Source organism: Chryseobacterium cucumeris, from assembly GCF_016775705.1.
In the GTDB taxonomy this organism is placed as follows: Bacteria; Bacteroidota; Bacteroidia; order Flavobacteriales; family Weeksellaceae; genus Chryseobacterium; species Chryseobacterium cupriresistens.
Genome location: NZ_CP068760.1, coordinates 4,778,592 through 4,795,256 on the forward strand (window position 1 = coordinate 4,778,592; position 16,665 = coordinate 4,795,256).

Genomic DNA, 16,665 nt, shown 5'->3' on the forward strand with positions numbered 1-16,665 from the left:
TTAGAGTCTTTATGATTTTTTTAACTCAGACGGTTTGATACTGTAAAATTGTTTGATGATACTTTGTTGAGACTCCTACGGAGTGACAATTGGAGTGTATGCTGTCCAGCATAAGTGATCAATGATAGGTGATAAGTGATAGTTGATCAATCATAGTTGATTGATGTATCGTTTATCAATTATTATTCATTGCTTATTGCTTATAAGCTTAGCTTGGGTATAAAACAAAAAAATCCTTTATCACAATGATAAAGGATTTTTTAAAAATAAAATAAAAACTGGCGGCGGCCTACTCTCCCGCGTTAGCAGTACCATCGGCGCTGGTGGGCTTAACTTCTGTGCATATTCAGAGACAACTTGTCGTTTGAATGCCTCACTGTATTCTTGGACAGGGGACGATGTTTTTTTTAGATTCATAAGGGTGACTAATTTTATGGTTTTTTAGTCAACCTTTTTCAGGACGAGACAGTACATAAAAAAACCTCAGTAAAAACTGAGGTTTTAATTTTTATAAAACGCTTAAATTATGCGTTTGGTTCTACAGATACGAAAGATCTGTTGTTTGCTTTCTTTCTGAAAACTACTTTACCATCTACTAATGCAAACAAAGTGTGATCTTTACCGATTCCCACGTTATCACCTGGGTGGTGCTGAGTACCTCTTTGTCTAACAATAATATTTCCGGCAATAGCTTCTTGTCCTCCGAAAATCTTCACACCTAATCTTTTAGAGTGAGACTCTCTACCGTTCTTGGAACTACCGACTCCTTTCTTGTGTGCCATTTTATTACTGGATTATTTATTAAGTGCTTTAAATTGATCGATGTTCTTAATGATAGCAGCATCAACTTCTTCATGAGTAAGAACATTCTTTTCTAATTCAACTTTAACTGCTTTACCTAAAGTAATTAAAGTTTCTCTGTTCTCTTTAGACTGAGACAAGTTGTTTTTCTTTAAGTGATAGTTCAACTCGTGATCTTCACCAAAGTTAACAGTTGCGTTGTCAGAAAGAACTTCACCTTTCACAGTTTCTTTTTTAGCAGCAGCTTTTTTAGCACCACCTTCAAAACCTGTAATACCAGTGATTACGATTTGAGTTAAAGATTGTCTGTGACCGTTTTTCACTTTGTAACCTTTTCTTCTTTTCTTTTTGAAAACGATTACTTTATCAGCTTTAACGTGGTCAAGGATCTCTGCTTCTACAGTGATTCCGTTTACAGCTGGGGCGCCTACAGTGATTGCACCGTTTACAGTAAGAAGAACTTTATCGAAAGAAACTTTTCCTCCTTTATCTCCTTTTAAACGGTTTACAAACAACTTCTGGTCTTGCTCAACTTTGTATTGAAGCCCTGCTATTTCTACAATTGCAAACATTGTTTATAAATTTTTAGTTATTTCGAGGTGCAAATATACATATAAATTTCTAAATAGCTTACAATCAAAGCAATGTTTTTTTAAATAAAACCTTATTCACTTTATTTTGATTAATTTTTTTTATTAATGTACTCACAATTAAGAGATAATTTCATAAATTCGTTTTACCAAATTGATATTATATATGAAAAGAAACTTTAATCTCTGCTTACTAGCAGGTGCCATTGCTGTAACTTCATTGACAGCATGTAGTGATGACCAAATGGACAACAATGTTCAACCTCAACAAGAAGCACTGAGTGCAAAAGTTGATCAGCCGGGAACTACTGAAAAAGGATGCTCCTATGTAGACAACAACTGGAGCACCAATTCAGTCTTACTGACCGGGCTTCAAAACTCCACAGACACCAATTTTATGAACGGCCAGATGACCAGAATTGCAAGCATGTGGGGAAGAAGCACCCCTACTCTGCGTTTTGTAAATGATCCGTCCAATTTCAATTCAACCTACAATGCTATTTCCTACTCAACAGGAAAGATCTATTATGGGTACGCTATTTATTATGATGCAAAATCAAAAGGCGGCGATATTGTAAACGCAATGATTCTTGCTCATGAATACGGACATCAGCTGCAGTATATTTTCAATCTTCCTTCTGTATCGGAGTCAACGTACAGACCAAACGAGCTTGAGGCAGATGGTTTTGCAGGATATTATCTGAGAAGACCTAACGGGTACAATAAAACCAGCTTCCCGGAAATTGCGGCAGCCTATGAGTTTGCTCAAAGTATCGGTGACTATCAGACAACAAATGTAAACCACCATGGAACACCAGCGCAGAGAAGATCAGCAGTTCGTTTAGGATTCCTTCTGGGCCAGTACGATCTTAATGCCTCCAATTTCGATTACAACTTCTTTTATTATTATCAGGGAGTTTTAAATGGTACTTATAAGATGGCTAAAAACACAGTAAATCCTGAAATTGATGCCTACATGAGTCAATATATAGATGAGCTGAGAAAAATTCAGACAGGAGAAATTTCTGCTGAAGAATTTAAACATCTTCAATAAACGAGAACATTCATTTTTAGCATATTTAAGAAAGGAGGCGGGCAGTATGTTCCGCCCCTTTTTTGTTTAAAAAATCTTTTATGTCTTAAACAATCAATTTGTTTGTATTTTTGAAAAAATTACAAAGAACTTCCAACCCACCTATAATGAACAGAGATCTCTATATTGATTTCGCCAAAGGACTGGCAACACTTTCCATCATATTTATCCATACCGCTTTCTGGTCTGGACAATTTTATATTCCCGCTGAAGTAAGAGTTTTCTCGCTTGTTTTTGACGTAGCTCTTTTTTATGCTTTGAGCGGAATCACTTCGGGAGCGAATATTGAAAAAACATTATATCGTCTTCTGAAACTCCAGATCACCTATATGATTTTTGTGACTTTCCTGTTCTTTTTAGATTACTTCTTTAAAGTGTTTGGCCTGAGTTTCTTTTCCATGGAATGGCTGCAGAACTTTTATTCAACATTTGGATCCAAATACTCCGCAACCAGTGTTTCAGCATACCCTCAATGGGAAAATCTCGGAAACTGGTATCTTCATCAGTACACCAATGCCGACACGTTTCCGGTAGTAATGGGAAGCTTCTGGTATTTAAAAGTCTATTATGTACTTACCGTTTTCGGTGTACTTATTTTAAGGTTCTTCCCGAAACATATCAATTGGTTCATCGGACTTTGTATTGCTCTAACCTTGCTATTCAATATCTTCCCGGAATATTACCCAACAGGACAAGTGGGATATGTTGCTTTCTACCTTGCTGTTTTTTTAACAGGACACAAAATGCGTGGAAAAAAGATCTCCACCAAAGCAATTCCTGTACTATATGCACTTACAGGAATGGCTCTTATATGGATGTTCTGGTACTATGGAGGAGATATTTTCTACAAAATCAATAGAAATAAATTCCCGCCGAAAATCCCTTATATCATCTGGGCATTATTCTCTCTGGTAACCTTATTTGTTCTTTACAACCGGCTGAAGATCACAAAAGAAAACTTTATTACCTATATCGGGAAGAATGCTATTTTCTTCTATTTTGCACAGGGAATAAGCTCTTCGCTCGTTTATTTCCTGGTAGTTCCACTAAAAGAAAATATGCCATGGAGGCTTTTAATGCTCATTATTTATGGGATTAATATTATTTTAGCCTTCATTATTTCAGCAGGATTGAAAAAAGTAGATGAAACAGGCTGGAGACTTTTAGAATACTTCAGGAAAAACACAGCCATTAATAAATCATAATAATTATATCTTTTAAAGGTCAAAATTTTTAATGAAAGTTTTGGAGAGATCAATTTTTAGTCCAAGAGTAAAAACACTTTTTTCTCTTTCTCCCAATGATGTTTTACCCATAGAAATTCTTTGTTCTGAATAAATCTGGACAAAATTAAAGGGGTGATAAGAAACACCAACAATACAATCATTCCTTTTAAAACCCGGATCCAGATGATACTGCCCGGAAATTATTTCTGTATTTTTTATGTCCGGGACATATAAATTATATCCCGCAAGAATAGAAAACTTATCAAGTTTATATTTTCCAAAAAACTCCAGTCCTTTAGCATTGAATACCATAATTGATTGAGCTACCTCCATTCCAGGGTTCTGATAAAAACTCTGTGAAAAATCTCCGTTTTTATGCAGAACAAAAAGAACACTCCAATCCAAAATTTTCCCGGTGTACTTTGCTCCTAAAGAAAAATAAGTGGGTTGGCCGGTAATACCTATTGCCCCGCCATTCTGTATTAGACGGTCACTCAGAAAAGCCCTGTTATAAGCTGCTCCGGCAAAAAAACCATCTGTAATTTTATATTGAACAGAGCCACCAAATCCATCAATAAAATGATCATTATTTCCCCCTCTGGCCTGGATCTGCCCTCCGATATACAGATTTCCAAAGCGGTTACGGTAAATAAGGGCCTGATCCGCACGTCCTGTTCCGGTTTCTCCACCATCAGTACCTCCGACAAATGTAGCAGATGCTCTTGCCCCAAAAACATTAAACCGGTCAGTGTAAGAAGTGATGTCCCGATAAACACCCCATTGCTTCCCAATGGTAAGGATTCCATATTTCCCCAGATCAATTCCCAAATAACCAAGCCTATTACCGAAAACCTGTCTAGATTGTGAGGATTCTATCGAAACAAATCCACTGGAAAGGCTTCCATCCACATTAAATGAGGTACTTCCACGAAACATATTTAACTGCACTTCTCCGCCTGCAATAAAACCCAATGTTCCTTTTTTGATATTCAGCTCCATTCCGATTCTTGATGCATTTTCCTGAAGTTCCATTTTATGGTCATACACTGCCATATGACCGCGAAGACTCGCATAGGGTCTTAGAGATATTTCAACTGAATCTTTTACATTTTGACCATAGACAGGTAGTCCTTTCACCGTAAAAAGTAATGAAAATAGCATGGGCAAATAGTATTGTCTAATCATTGTGATTGAGTCATTAGTTTTTTTATTACCGTAAAATAACAGGATATCATTAATTCATATTTGCAATGCTACAAAAAAGACAGTTCTGATTGTACAAAATTCAATAGAAAATAAAATCTGTCACATCAGAAGCATTAAATATGTCCAATTTGTTTAAATTTACAAAAAATTTACAACATGTTTAAGTTGAAACTACCTACCGACCCAAGGTGGGCAAATATTGCAGAAGGAAACATTGGAGAAATTTTAACGGATCATGCCTGGTGTGAGCAAAAAGCAGCAACCAATGCAATAGGCCTGATCACGATGCTTCCGGAATATCCTGAGATTGTAACAGAACTTCTTGCCATTGCACAGGAAGAACTGGATCATTTCAATCAGGTACATGAAATCATCAAAAAAAGAGGCTTTACTTTTGGAAGAGCAAGAAAAGATGATTACGTGAATGAGCTGGCAAAATTTATCATTCAGGGAAGCAGAGAAGACCTCATCGTAGACAAAATGCTGTTTGCCGCAATGATTGAAGCCAGAAGCTGCGAGAGATTCAAAGTTCTTACCGAAAATATCAAAGACGAAGAGCTTAAAGTTTTTTACAAAGAACTGATGATTTCCGAAGCCAATCATTACACTACTTTTATCGGCTTTGCAAGACAACTGGGAAATCCTGAAAAAGTAAACAAACGTTGGGAAGAATGGCTGGAATATGAGGCCAGCATTATTAAATCCTACGGAAATAAAGAAACGATTCACGGTTAAAATAAAATAGTAAAGAATACACCTTGAAGAAGCCAAGCTTTGAAAATATTGCCAATCTGTTCCTGAAGAATTTTTTTCAGGGGTTGGTTATCATTGGGCCTATCGGGCTTACTATTTTTGTGATCTGGTATATTGTAAGTGCGATTGACAACCTTGTGCCTTCTCTTGCCAAGCAGATTCCGGGGCTTGTATTTGTATCTATCATCCTGTTTACGGCTATTCTGGGGTATTTAGGAAATAAATTCGTAGTCGGAAGATTCTTTTTCGACACGATGGACAGCTTGCTGGAGAAAACTCCGGGAGTAAAACACATCTATACTCCTACGAAAGACGTCATGTCTTCATTTGTAGGCGACAAGAAAAAATTCAACGATCCCGTATGGGTAAAAACCAATGAAAATCCGGAAATCTGGAGAATTGGCTTTTTAACTCAAAAAGAAATGTCGGACGTTGATAAGCATAATTACGTTGCGGTATATCTTCCCCACTCGTATGCCATCTCGGGCTGGGTAATTGTTACTGAAGAAAAAAACATCAAACCTGTAGTAGGAATGACAGCAGCTTCTGCCATGAAATTTGCTGTGAGCGGCGGTGTAGCCGGATTCCATTCTGATGAAAATATATTTAAGGCTCCGGAATAATCCCTTTTCCGACTTATCTATACATTGATGAATTTTGAAAAATTATTTTCAAGCACATTTTCTTTACAAACAATTTAAAACATAATTTAACTCATGAATTTACCGTACGCGGAACCTTTCCGCATTAAAATGGTGGAAGAAATCTATCAATCCACCAGAGAAGAAAGAGAGCAATGGCTTAAAGAAGCTAATTATAACCTTTTCAACCTAAGATCTTCACATGTTTATATTGACCTGCTTACCGATTCAGGAACGGGGGCTATGTCTGATAAACAATGGGCTGCTTTAATGACCGGAGATGAAAGCTATGCCGGATCACGTTCTTTTGAACAATTACAAAAAACTGTTGAAAGAATAACAGGATTCAAATATTTATTACCAACCCACCAGGGAAGAGCTGCTGAAAACGTCCTTTTCTCAGTATTGGTAAAAGAAGGTGATGTAGTTCCTGGGAACTCGCATTTTGATACGACAAAAGGTCATATCGAATTCAGAAAGGCACATGCAATTGACTGTACGATAGACGAAGCTTTTGATATTAATGATCTTCATCCTTTCAAAGGAAATATTAACCTTGAAAAACTGGAAGAAGTTTATAAAAGCCATCCTAAAGAAAACATCCCTTTCTGTTTAATTACCATTACCTGTAATTCTTCAGGAGGACAGCCTGTTTCTTTGGAAAACATGAAGGCAGTAAAAGCCCTTTCCGACCAATATGGAATTCCTGTATTTTTTGATTCAGCGAGATTTGCTGAAAATGCTTACTTCATCAAACAAAGAGAAGCAGGACAGGAAAACAGAAGCATTAAAGATATCTGTAAGGAAATTTTCTCTTACGGAGACGGAATGACTATGAGTTCTAAAAAAGATGGTTTAGTAAACATCGGAGGATTTATAGCTTTGAGTAACGAAGAAGTTTTCAGAAAAGCATCCAATTTCACCATCATTTACGAAGGTTTTATTACTTATGGAGGAATGGCGGGAAGAGATATGGCAGCATTAGCTGTAGGTCTGGATGAAGCTACTGAGTTTGCTTATCTTGAAAGCAGAATCTCTCAGGTTGAATATCTGGGTAATAAATTAATTGAATACGGAATTCCTGTTCAAAAGCCTATCGGAGGACATGCTGTATTCATCGATTCTTTAAACTTTCTTCCAAATGTATCCCGTGAAGAATATCCGGCTCAGACATTAGGGCTGGAAATTTATAAGGAGGCAGGGATCAGAACTGTAGAAATCGGAACATTATTGGCAGACAGAGATCCTGCTACTAGAGAAAACCGTTATCCGAAGTTAGAGCTGGTACGACTGGCTATTCCAAGAAGAACCTACACCAACAACCACATGGATTATATTGCTGCTGCTATCAGAAACGTATATGAAAGACGTGATGAAATAGCAAAAGGATACAAGATTACGTGGGAACCGGAAATCTTAAGACACTTTACTGTTCAGCTTGAAAAAGCTTAATCATAAAACCGGAATTTCTTCCGGTTTTTTTATGCACCAAAACTAAGCGTTTTTAAGCAAAAAACAATCTTAATTTCACATTACCACTTAAATAAATTAAGGCTATTTAAATATTGAAAAAAAATCTTTTTTATAAATAAATATAAACCAAACATATACTTTTATTATCCGGCTTATCTTACTCTTTTTATCTTATTTTTCAGGAAATCAAAATTAAATTAAGCCGTTTTTTGAAATAGTGAATGTTTTTAATTTAATTTTGTATTGATCTAAAGGATTAAAAAAATACTTAAAAAACCAACCTGAAAAATACTTTATTCCGAAAAATGAAGAAAATTGCTGTCGTGGGCGCCGGTATTTCCGGCTTAAGCATGGCGAATTACTTAGAAAAATACAATATTGATTATCATATTTACGAAAGGAGAAAAAAGAAAGATCTGGCAGGTCACGGCTTTCTCATTCCGAAAGAAGGAATGGATTATCTTTATCAGATCATTGATCCTGATCTTCTTCTCCAACATGGAAATTTTCTGAAAAAATACATCCAATATTCACACACCGGAAAAATTCTCGCAGAAAAAGAACTGAACAATGTTTTCGCCATTTCAAGGCATGCATTAATCAGTTTATTGACACAAAACCTCACTCCAGGCAAGATAACTTATGAAGAAACTATTATTCCTGATGAGCTGCAGAATGGAAAACTGAAACTTTCTGACGGAACTGAGATTGACGCTGATATTGCAGTGATCTCTGATGGCTCCAGAAGCCGGATCAGAAGAAATCTTTTTCAAGATGAAATCATGAGAATAGTAAGAGAAAGTGAAGTCGTCAATATCATTCAGAATAAAGAAATTGCGGATGTTATTGATAATGACTTTATGAAGTTTCACCACGAGGAAGGTGGACTGACTTTCGGTATTCTCAAGCTTTCTGAAGATACCATCCTTTGGTATTCACAGTTTGATAATCAAAAATATATGATCAGTGAATGTTCCGCAGAAAACTTAAAGAAATATATGCTTGACATTTTCGAAAACTGGCATCCTTTAGTCCCGGAAATTATACAGAAATCACATTATAAAAATGTACATTTATGGAATGTATATGAACTGGAAGAGTTAAACCCTTTTTACAAAGATAATTTCGTATTCATCGGGGATGCAGCGCACCCACTTATTCCATTTACCAGCCAGGGAGTTACCTCAGCTCTGAAAGATGCCTTTGTATTAACGAAATACTTAGTTGAAGAAGAAAACATGCAGAAAGTCTTCCATAAATATGAGGCAGGCAGAAAGCCCGAAATAGAGATTCACATTCATAATGGAAGAACATTGCTTAAGCAGTTTTTACTCCCGCTCCATCAACAGACTGAAAATATTTTACCTATATCCTATAAATAAATATGTTTACCAATAACGACATCAACTTTGAAGCCCTGAAAAGAAAAGCCTACAACGGAAGATGGGCCACCCTGGCAGACGGAATCATTCCTCTTACGGCAGCCGATCCCGATTTCAGAACAGCTCCTGAAATAGAACAGGGAATTATTGAATACCTGAAAGACGGATATCTAAGCTATGGGCCATTTTCCGGACTTCCTGAGTTTAAGAAAAGCGTTGCAGATCATTTTAATACAGAAAAGCATGGTAATTTCTCCCCAGAAAATGTTTTGGCAGTGAATAGTGCTGCTCAGGGAATGTTTCTCATCGCATCCTATGTTCTTAACCCCGGAGACGAAGCCATTATTCTGGATCCTGTTGATTTCCTTTTCAAAAAATCAGTGGAAACAGTAGGCGGAAAAGTAATGCTTTGCCCAGTAGATACAACAACAGGAGACATTGATTTTGAAAGCCTGGTTTCTTTAATTAACTCCAAAACCAAACTTATCAGCCTATGCAACCCGCACAATCCGCTTGGAAAAGTGTATTCTAAAGAAGTTTTAATACAAGTGGCGGAAATTGCATCGGCTCATGATCTTTGGGTAATGAGTGATGAAATCTGGAGTGATATTATTTATGATGATAAAGACTTCCATACCTATTCTTCCGTTTCAGAGAAGGCAAAGAGAAAGAGCTTTACCGTTTACGGATTTTCAAAATCATTCGGAATAGCAGGATTAAGAATAGGTGCTATCTTATGTAATGACCAAGATATTCTTGAAGACTTCACAGAAAAATCCAATTTCAATTCCACAATAGAAGGTGTTTCTACTTTATCGCAGATTGCAGCAAGCGTAGCTCTGGAGAAAGCGAAACCCTGGTATAAAGAGTTTCTGACGCACTTGCAAAGCAACAGAGATCTTGCGTTCAGACTATTAAGCCGTTCAGAAATTGTAACCCCTAATCTGCCCGAGGCTACGTTTGTATTGTTTCCAAAGATTGAAAACGGAATGTCAAGTGATGAGTTCGCCCAGCATGTTCTGCAGCAGGGAAAAGTAGCCATTGTTCCGGGATCAGAAAGGTGGTTCGGCAAAGGAGCCGAAGGACATATAAGAATTTGCTTTTCTACATCCACGGAAATTTTGGAAGAAGGAATTAACAGAATCATTACCAGCTTTTAACGTTAAAATTTTTAATTAAATTTGGGTAATTAATTATTATTTTTCCGAATTTATCACAAATCAATGCTAAATTAAGATATTCATACTAAATATTTAAATTTAATATGGATATAAAAATAAATATTGATAATTTTGATTAAATCATCACTCAAATTATCAATATGAAGATAAAATACATCAGCATCATTTTACTTGGAGTGTCTACCCTCTCTTATGCCCAGCAGATAAAAGACACGTTGAAAGAATCCAAGATCGACGAAGTAGCCATTACAGGAAGCCGTAACAAAAAGAGAACGGTGATTAATACGCCTGTTCCTATTGACATCATCGACATTAAGCAGGTAAGCCAGTCTACAGGGCAGATAGAAGTCAATCAGCTTTTGCAATTTTCTGCGCCCTCTTTCAACTCCAACAAGCAATCAGGATCTGATGGTGCTGATGCTGTAGATCCAGCAACTTTAAGAGGTCTTGGTCCCGATCAGACCTTACTTTTATTGAATGGAAAAAGATATCACCAGTCTTCACTGATCAACCTTTTTGGAACCAAAGGAAGAGGAAACACCGGATATGACATGAACACCATTCCGATCGGTGCTATAAAAAGAGTGGAAGTTCTTCGTGACGGAGCTTCCGCCCAATACGGTTCTGATGCTATTGCAGGAGTTATCAACGTTATTTTGAATGACAGAGACAAAGGTTTTGAAGGAAATGCTTTTTATGGCATGAACCTTTTTAAAAGCCCCGGAAACAATGATGTTGTTTCTGATCACAAAGTAGACGGAACGACCTTTGATTTCAGTGGAAATTTAGGGACCAAAATAGGCTCAAAAGGCGGTTTTGGAAACTTTACAGTAGAGTTTGTTAATAAAGATTACGCCATACGAAACGCAAATCCGGATATTTACACAGCTCCAAGACAGCGTTTCGGAGATGCCAAGGCTCAAAATATTTACTTTTTCGGAAATATTGAACTTCCTTTGTCTGATGGTCTGAAATTCTATTCCCGCCAGGGTTTTTCACATAGAAATACTAAGGCTTATGCATGGACCAGAACCCCTGATGCAGACGGTAATATCCCTGAAGTTTACCCTACAGGATTTAATCCGATTGAAAACACCAGCATTACGGATTTCACATTTGACAATGGAATAAGGTTCAAAGTTGCTGACTGGGATGTAGATTTTTATAATGCTTTTGGCAACAACAGATTCACTTATCAGATCGATAATACAATTAATGCCACTTTAGGAGTCAAATCTCCAACAAGCTTTAATGCAGGAGGACATTCTCTGCTGCAGAATACAACAGGATTTAATGCCGTGAAACAATTTAAGGTACTGGAAGGACTGAATATTGCTTTCGGATCAGAATTCAGATATGAAAAATTTGATATCATTAAAGGAGAAGAGGCCTCCTATACCATGTATGATAAAAACGGAAATCCTGTTACACCAGACACCCCTGAGAGTTTACTGGTTACCAACCCTTTAAATGACAATAGCGTAAGGCCAGGCGGTTCGCAGGGATTCCCGGGGTATTCTACAGATATTGGTAAAAGCAGAAATAACTTTGCTGCCTACATAGATACTGAACTGGATGTGACTAAAAACTGGATGATAAGCGTTGCCGGAAGGTTTGAAAATTATAATGATTTCGGAAGTACACTGAATGGTAAGTTTGCTACACGATATGCATTTACTCCTCAGTTTGCTTTCCGCGGATCTGTTTCTACGGGGTTCAGGGCTCCTTCTTTGGCTCAAAAATACTACAGCCAGCAGTTTACTAACTTTCAGGAAGGTGAATTGGTGACTATTCAGCTGGCGTCTAATGACAGCAAACTGGCAAGCAGTCTCGGAATTCCTCAATTGAAACAGGAAACATCGGTGAACGGGAGTGCAGGATTCACTTTTAACACAGGAAAATTCACGGCGACAGTGGATGGATATTATATTGAGGTAAAAAACAGAATTGTTCTTACCGGATATTTTACACAGGCAGACCTGCCGGCAGAGGTTCAGGCAGAAAATCCGTTTATTGATCAGGTACAGTTCTTTTCTAACGCAATTGATACGCGCACGAAAGGAGTTGATCTTATCTTAAGCTATAATGAAAATATAGGATCCGGAAAGCTGACGGCTACTTTAGCAGGGAACTATAATGACATGGAAATCACCAAAGTAAACACTTCGGAAAAGCTGGCAGGAAAAGAAGACATTTACCTGAGCGAAAGAGAAAAGGCTTTTATTCTTGCTTCTGCTCCGAAAACAAAAGTGAATTTAAACCTCAATTATAAGATCAGTAAATTCAATGCAAACCTTCAGCTGGTAAGATTTGATAAGGTCACGCTCATTGGTTATGACGGTACAGAACAGGTTTATAATCCAAAAGTAACAACAGACCTTTCTTTTGGTTATGAATTTAGTAAGAATCTCAATGTAACCCTGGGCAGTAAAAATCTGTTCAACAGATATCCTACCCTGCAAACCACTCAGGTAAGTGATGGAAACACAGAAGGTGGAGGTATTTTTGATCCTGTTCAGATGGGATTTTCCGGAAGACAGGTTTTTGCCAGACTAAATTTTAAGTTTTAAGAGAATAAAAAGAAACTGTATCAAAATGTCATTCTGAACACAGACTGAAGGTCTGCGAACGTAGTTCAACAATGTAGTGAAGAATCTTATGTTATTGATTTATAAATGAGATTCTTCCTTCGTCAGAATGACAAAGGTGAAATTATTAACCTTTGATACAGTTTTTTTCCTATTTTTTTGAAATTTTATAAAGTTTACCGCTATCTGTTACGGCATACAGATTTCCATCCATTCCATTTAATACATCCCGGAAACGCTCTTTCTGATCTGCAAGAAGACGTTCTTCTCCTACTACTTTATTGTCTTTCATGACAATTCTGTCAATATGCTCACCGCTTAAACATCCGATAAACAGATTTCCTTTCCATTCGTCTATATTTCCTGTATAAAAAGTTATTCCACTTGGTGAGATCACAGGATCCCAATAATAGACCGGCTGTTCTGTTCCTTCTTTTTGAGTGATACCCTGTCCTACTTTATCTCCGGAATATTCAATTCCATAGGTTACATCTCCCCAACCGTAATTTTTTCCGGGTTGGATCAGATTGATTTCATCACCACCTCTTGGCCCCATTTCAACATCCCAGAGATTGCCATTGGGATCGATAGCCATTCCTTGCGGGTTTCGGACTCCATAAGCATAGATTTCCGGTTTATATCCTGATTTTCCGATAAAAGGATTTCCCGGAGCCGGTTGCCCATCCTTTGTAATTTTTAAAATTTTCCCAAGATAATTATCTGTTTTCTGGGCATATACACGGGTAACTTTATCTGATCTTTCTCCTGTGCTGACAAATAAGTTTCCATCTTTATCAAAAGCAAGACGGCTTCCATAATGTTTATCTCCATCATAAGAAGGTTCTGCACGGAAAATAACTTTTACCTCTGAAATACTTTTAAGATCTGCCGAAAGCTTGCCTTTCGCAACAGATGTTAAGTTTCCTTTTCCAAATGGTTCCGAGAAGCTGAAAAAAATAATACTATTGGTTTTAAAATCAGGATCAAGAGCGACATCCAGCATTCCGCCCTGCCCTTTTGAATCTACTTTTGGAAAGCCTTCTATTTTGGAGACCTGCTTTCCATCTGGTGAAACAATATTCATGTACCCTTTCTTATCGGTGACTAGGAATTTTCCGTCAGGTAAATTGATAATGCCCCAGGGCCTTCCCAAATCTTTATTTAGTATTTCAATATTATAGGCTGTTGTCGACTTTACAGCCTTAATTCTTGTCTGTCCTTTAAATGCCGGCCTGTAATCAGAATTAGGGTTTTCTGTTTCTACACTTCCGTCATTTCCTGTCTTTTGAGCATTCGCATGATTCTCTTTGCACGAAGATAAAAAAAGAAAAAGGCTTACTACAGGAATGTAAAATGAATTGATTTTCATATTATTATGATCAGGTGTAATACAACGAATGGAAAAATAATGCCAATAACCATTTAGGAGAAAATGAAATTCTGAACCGGGAACTTTTAAAAACAGTCACTGAAATCAGTAATGAAACAGTATGGATACCTGCAGTGAAAGATGGAAAAGCCATTGCTTCAGTATTGAAAGTTTCCGCAACGATGACTTTTAACCGACCCTAACAATAAAGCGCTACTTTTAGCGCTTTCAATTTTTCTTAATCAGACAACTTCAAAAAATCAAAAATTAAGGTTTGATAAGTTAAAATTTTATTATCAAAATATTCACCTTCAAAACATTATACAGCCTAATAATTTCTTTCGTATTTTTGTTGTATACATTCTTTTCTATGGATTTTAAGCTTCACTCAGAATATAAACCTACCGGAGACCAGCCTCAGGCAATTGAAAAACTTACTGAAGGAATAGAGATCGGTGAAAAATATCAAACGCTTCTGGGGGTAACAGGTTCCGGAAAAACCTTTACTGTTGCGAATGTTATACAAAAAGTACAACGTCCAACTCTGGTACTGGCACACAATAAAACGCTTGCTGCACAGCTCTTCATGGAGTTTAAAGAATTTTTTCCCGAAAACGCAGTGGAATACTTTGTCAGCTACTATGATTACTACCAGCCCGAGGCCTATATTGCTACCACAGGAACTTATATTGAAAAAGACCTGAGCATCAATGAAGAGGTAGAAAAACTACGTCTTTCTGCAACTGCCAGCCTTCTTTCGGGAAGGAGAGACGTTTTGATTGTAGCTTCTGTTTCATGTATTTATGGTATCGGAAACCCTACGGAATTTCATAAATCTTTGATTTCTATCGCCATTGGTGAGAAAGTGACAAGAACTGCACTTCTCCATTCGCTAGTTAATGCACTGTATGCCAGAACACTGAATGAATTCCAGAGAGGAACATTTCGTGTAAAAGGGGACGTCATTGATGTTTTCCCTGCATATACTGATAATGCAATCAGAATTCAGTTTTTTGGAGATGAAATTGAAAAGATTCAAAGTTTCGATCCTGTTACTGGAAATGTAGAGGATAATTTTGATCAGATCCAGATTTATCCTGCCAATCTTTTTGTAACATCGAAGGAGACCTTAAATGGCGCCATTAAAGAGATTCAGGATGACATGGTAAAACAGGTTGATTTCTTTAGCTCTGTCGGGAAGCCTTTAGAAGCAAAACGCCTTCAGGAAAGAACAGAACTGGATCTTGAAATGATTAAAGAACTGGGCTATTGCTCAGGAATTGAGAACTATTCAAGGTATCTTGACGGCCGTCTTCCGGGAACGAGACCCTTCTGCCTGATTGATTATTTCCCTAAAGACTTTTTAATGGTTATCGACGAAAGCCACGTTACCGTTCCACAGGTTCATGCCATGTACGGAGGAGACCGAAGCAGAAAAGAAGCATTGGTGGAATACGGTTTCAGACTTCCGGCAGCAATGGACAACAGACCTTTAAAGTTTGAAGAATTTGAAGCTATTCAGAATCAGGTTATTTATGTTTCTGCTACACCTGCAGATTATGAACTGGAAAAAACGGGAGGCACTTATATAGAACAGATTATCCGTCCTACAGGGCTTTTAGATCCGATTATCGAAGTAAGACCTTCACTGAACCAGATTGATGATCTGATGGAAGAAATCCAGAAAAGAGCCGATGCGGATGAAAGAGTACTGGTGACTACTTTAACCAAGAAAATGGCGGAAGAACTTACCAAGTACTTCACCAAATTCGGAATCAGAACGAGATATATTCACTCAGATGTAGAGACCCTGGAGCGTATTCAGATTATGCAGGATCTTCGTTTAGGGCTTTTTGATGTATTGATTGGGGTTAACTTATTAAGAGAAGGTCTGGATTTACCTGAAGTTTCTCTGGTTGCCATTCTGGATGCTGATAAAGAAGGAATGCTGAGAAGCAGAAGATCAATGATCCAGACCGTAGGGCGTGCCGCAAGAAACGTGAACGGAAAAGCAATCATGTATGCAGACAAAATCACAAAATCTATGCAGGCTACCCTGGATGAAACCGAATACCGCCGTGCCAAGCAAATGCAGTACAATGAAGAGCACGGTCTGAAGCCAAAAGCATTAAATAAAAAGATATCCGAAAATCTCGTAGGAAGAAGCAAAGACTTCCCTGATGAAAAATATACACAAAAAGAAATCCTTCAGAAAGTTGCCGAAACAAAGGCAACCTACGCTACCGAAGATATCGAGAAAATGATTGCCCAGAAACAAAAAGAAATGGAAGCGGCAGCAAAAAATCTCGACTTTATTAAAGCTGCCAAGCTGAGAGATGAAATTTCAGCATTGAAAGCGTAA

Annotated in this window: 13 protein-coding genes; 9 read left to right on the forward strand and 4 right to left on the reverse strand. The window is 37.4% G+C overall.

Features of this window, described 5'->3' with window-relative positions; translation table 11 throughout:
• Positions 1–524 precede the first annotated feature (524 nt).
• On the reverse strand, positions 525–782 hold the full coding sequence (gene rpmA / locus JNG87_RS21470) for a 50S ribosomal protein L27 (RefSeq protein WP_002984034.1): 258 nt from the start codon (positions 780–782) through the stop codon (positions 525–527).
• Positions 783–794: 12 nt separating this feature from the next.
• Positions 795–1,373 carry a 50S ribosomal protein L21 gene (rplU, locus tag JNG87_RS21475; RefSeq protein ID WP_110011737.1) on the reverse strand — a complete coding sequence of 193 codons (579 nt, stop codon included), beginning with the start codon at positions 1,371–1,373 and terminating at the stop codon, positions 795–797.
• A gap of 184 nt (positions 1,374–1,557) precedes the next feature.
• Here rplU and JNG87_RS21480 point away from each other — a divergent pair, with 184 nt between their 5' ends.
• On the forward strand, positions 1,558–2,445 hold the full coding sequence (locus JNG87_RS21480) for a metalloprotease (protein ID WP_137905702.1): 888 nt from the start codon (positions 1,558–1,560) through the stop codon (positions 2,443–2,445).
• A 146-nt stretch (positions 2,446–2,591) separates the two neighbouring features.
• Complete coding sequence (locus JNG87_RS21485) at positions 2,592–3,689, forward strand: acyltransferase family protein (protein WP_202840939.1); 1,098 nt, start codon at positions 2,592–2,594, stop codon at positions 3,687–3,689.
• 12 nt (positions 3,690–3,701) lie between these two features.
• Here JNG87_RS21485 and JNG87_RS21490 read toward each other — a convergent pair whose 3' ends face one another.
• Positions 3,702–4,871 (reverse strand): porin, encoded by a 1,170-nt coding sequence (locus JNG87_RS21490; RefSeq protein ID WP_202840940.1) that lies wholly within the window; start codon positions 4,869–4,871, stop codon positions 3,702–3,704.
• Between the two features lie 201 nt (positions 4,872–5,072).
• On the opposite strand from JNG87_RS21490, the gene JNG87_RS21495 reads away from it, so the two are divergent.
• The 6 genes from JNG87_RS21495 to JNG87_RS21520 all read left to right on the forward strand — a co-directional run bounded on the left by JNG87_RS21495 (position 5,073) and on the right by JNG87_RS21520 (position 12,916).
• Positions 5,073–5,651: a tRNA-(ms[2]io[6]A)-hydroxylase gene (locus tag JNG87_RS21495; protein WP_110011741.1), complete on the forward strand. Its 579-nt coding sequence runs from the start codon at positions 5,073–5,075 to the stop codon at positions 5,649–5,651.
• A 23-nt stretch (positions 5,652–5,674) separates the two neighbouring features.
• Positions 5,675–6,292, forward strand: coding sequence for a DUF502 domain-containing protein (locus tag JNG87_RS21500; RefSeq protein WP_047377240.1), 618 nt, complete (start codon positions 5,675–5,677; stop codon positions 6,290–6,292).
• Positions 6,293–6,385: 93 nt separating this feature from the next.
• Complete coding sequence (locus tag JNG87_RS21505; RefSeq protein ID WP_202840941.1) at positions 6,386–7,762, forward strand: tryptophanase; 1,377 nt, start codon at positions 6,386–6,388, stop codon at positions 7,760–7,762.
• A gap of 326 nt (positions 7,763–8,088) precedes the next feature.
• A complete protein-coding gene (locus tag JNG87_RS21510; RefSeq protein WP_202840943.1) occupies positions 8,089–9,165 on the forward strand; it encodes an FAD-dependent monooxygenase in 1,077 nt (358 codons plus the stop codon).
• A 2-nt stretch (positions 9,166–9,167) separates the two neighbouring features.
• Positions 9,168–10,325: a pyridoxal phosphate-dependent aminotransferase gene (locus JNG87_RS21515; RefSeq protein ID WP_202840945.1), complete on the forward strand. Its 1,158-nt coding sequence runs from the start codon at positions 9,168–9,170 to the stop codon at positions 10,323–10,325.
• Between the two features lie 161 nt (positions 10,326–10,486).
• Entirely contained in the window at positions 10,487–12,916 is a 2,430-nt protein-coding gene (locus JNG87_RS21520; RefSeq protein ID WP_202840947.1) for a TonB-dependent receptor plug domain-containing protein, read from the forward strand.
• 169 nt (positions 12,917–13,085) lie between these two features.
• On the opposite strand, the gene JNG87_RS21525 is transcribed toward JNG87_RS21520, so the two are convergent.
• Entirely contained in the window at positions 13,086–14,303 is a 1,218-nt protein-coding gene (locus JNG87_RS21525) for a PQQ-dependent sugar dehydrogenase (RefSeq protein WP_202840949.1), read from the reverse strand.
• Between the two features lie 370 nt (positions 14,304–14,673).
• Between JNG87_RS21525 and uvrB the strand changes: the two genes are divergently transcribed.
• Complete coding sequence (gene uvrB, locus JNG87_RS21530) at positions 14,674–16,665, forward strand: excinuclease ABC subunit UvrB (RefSeq protein WP_202840951.1); 1,992 nt, start codon at positions 14,674–14,676, stop codon at positions 16,663–16,665.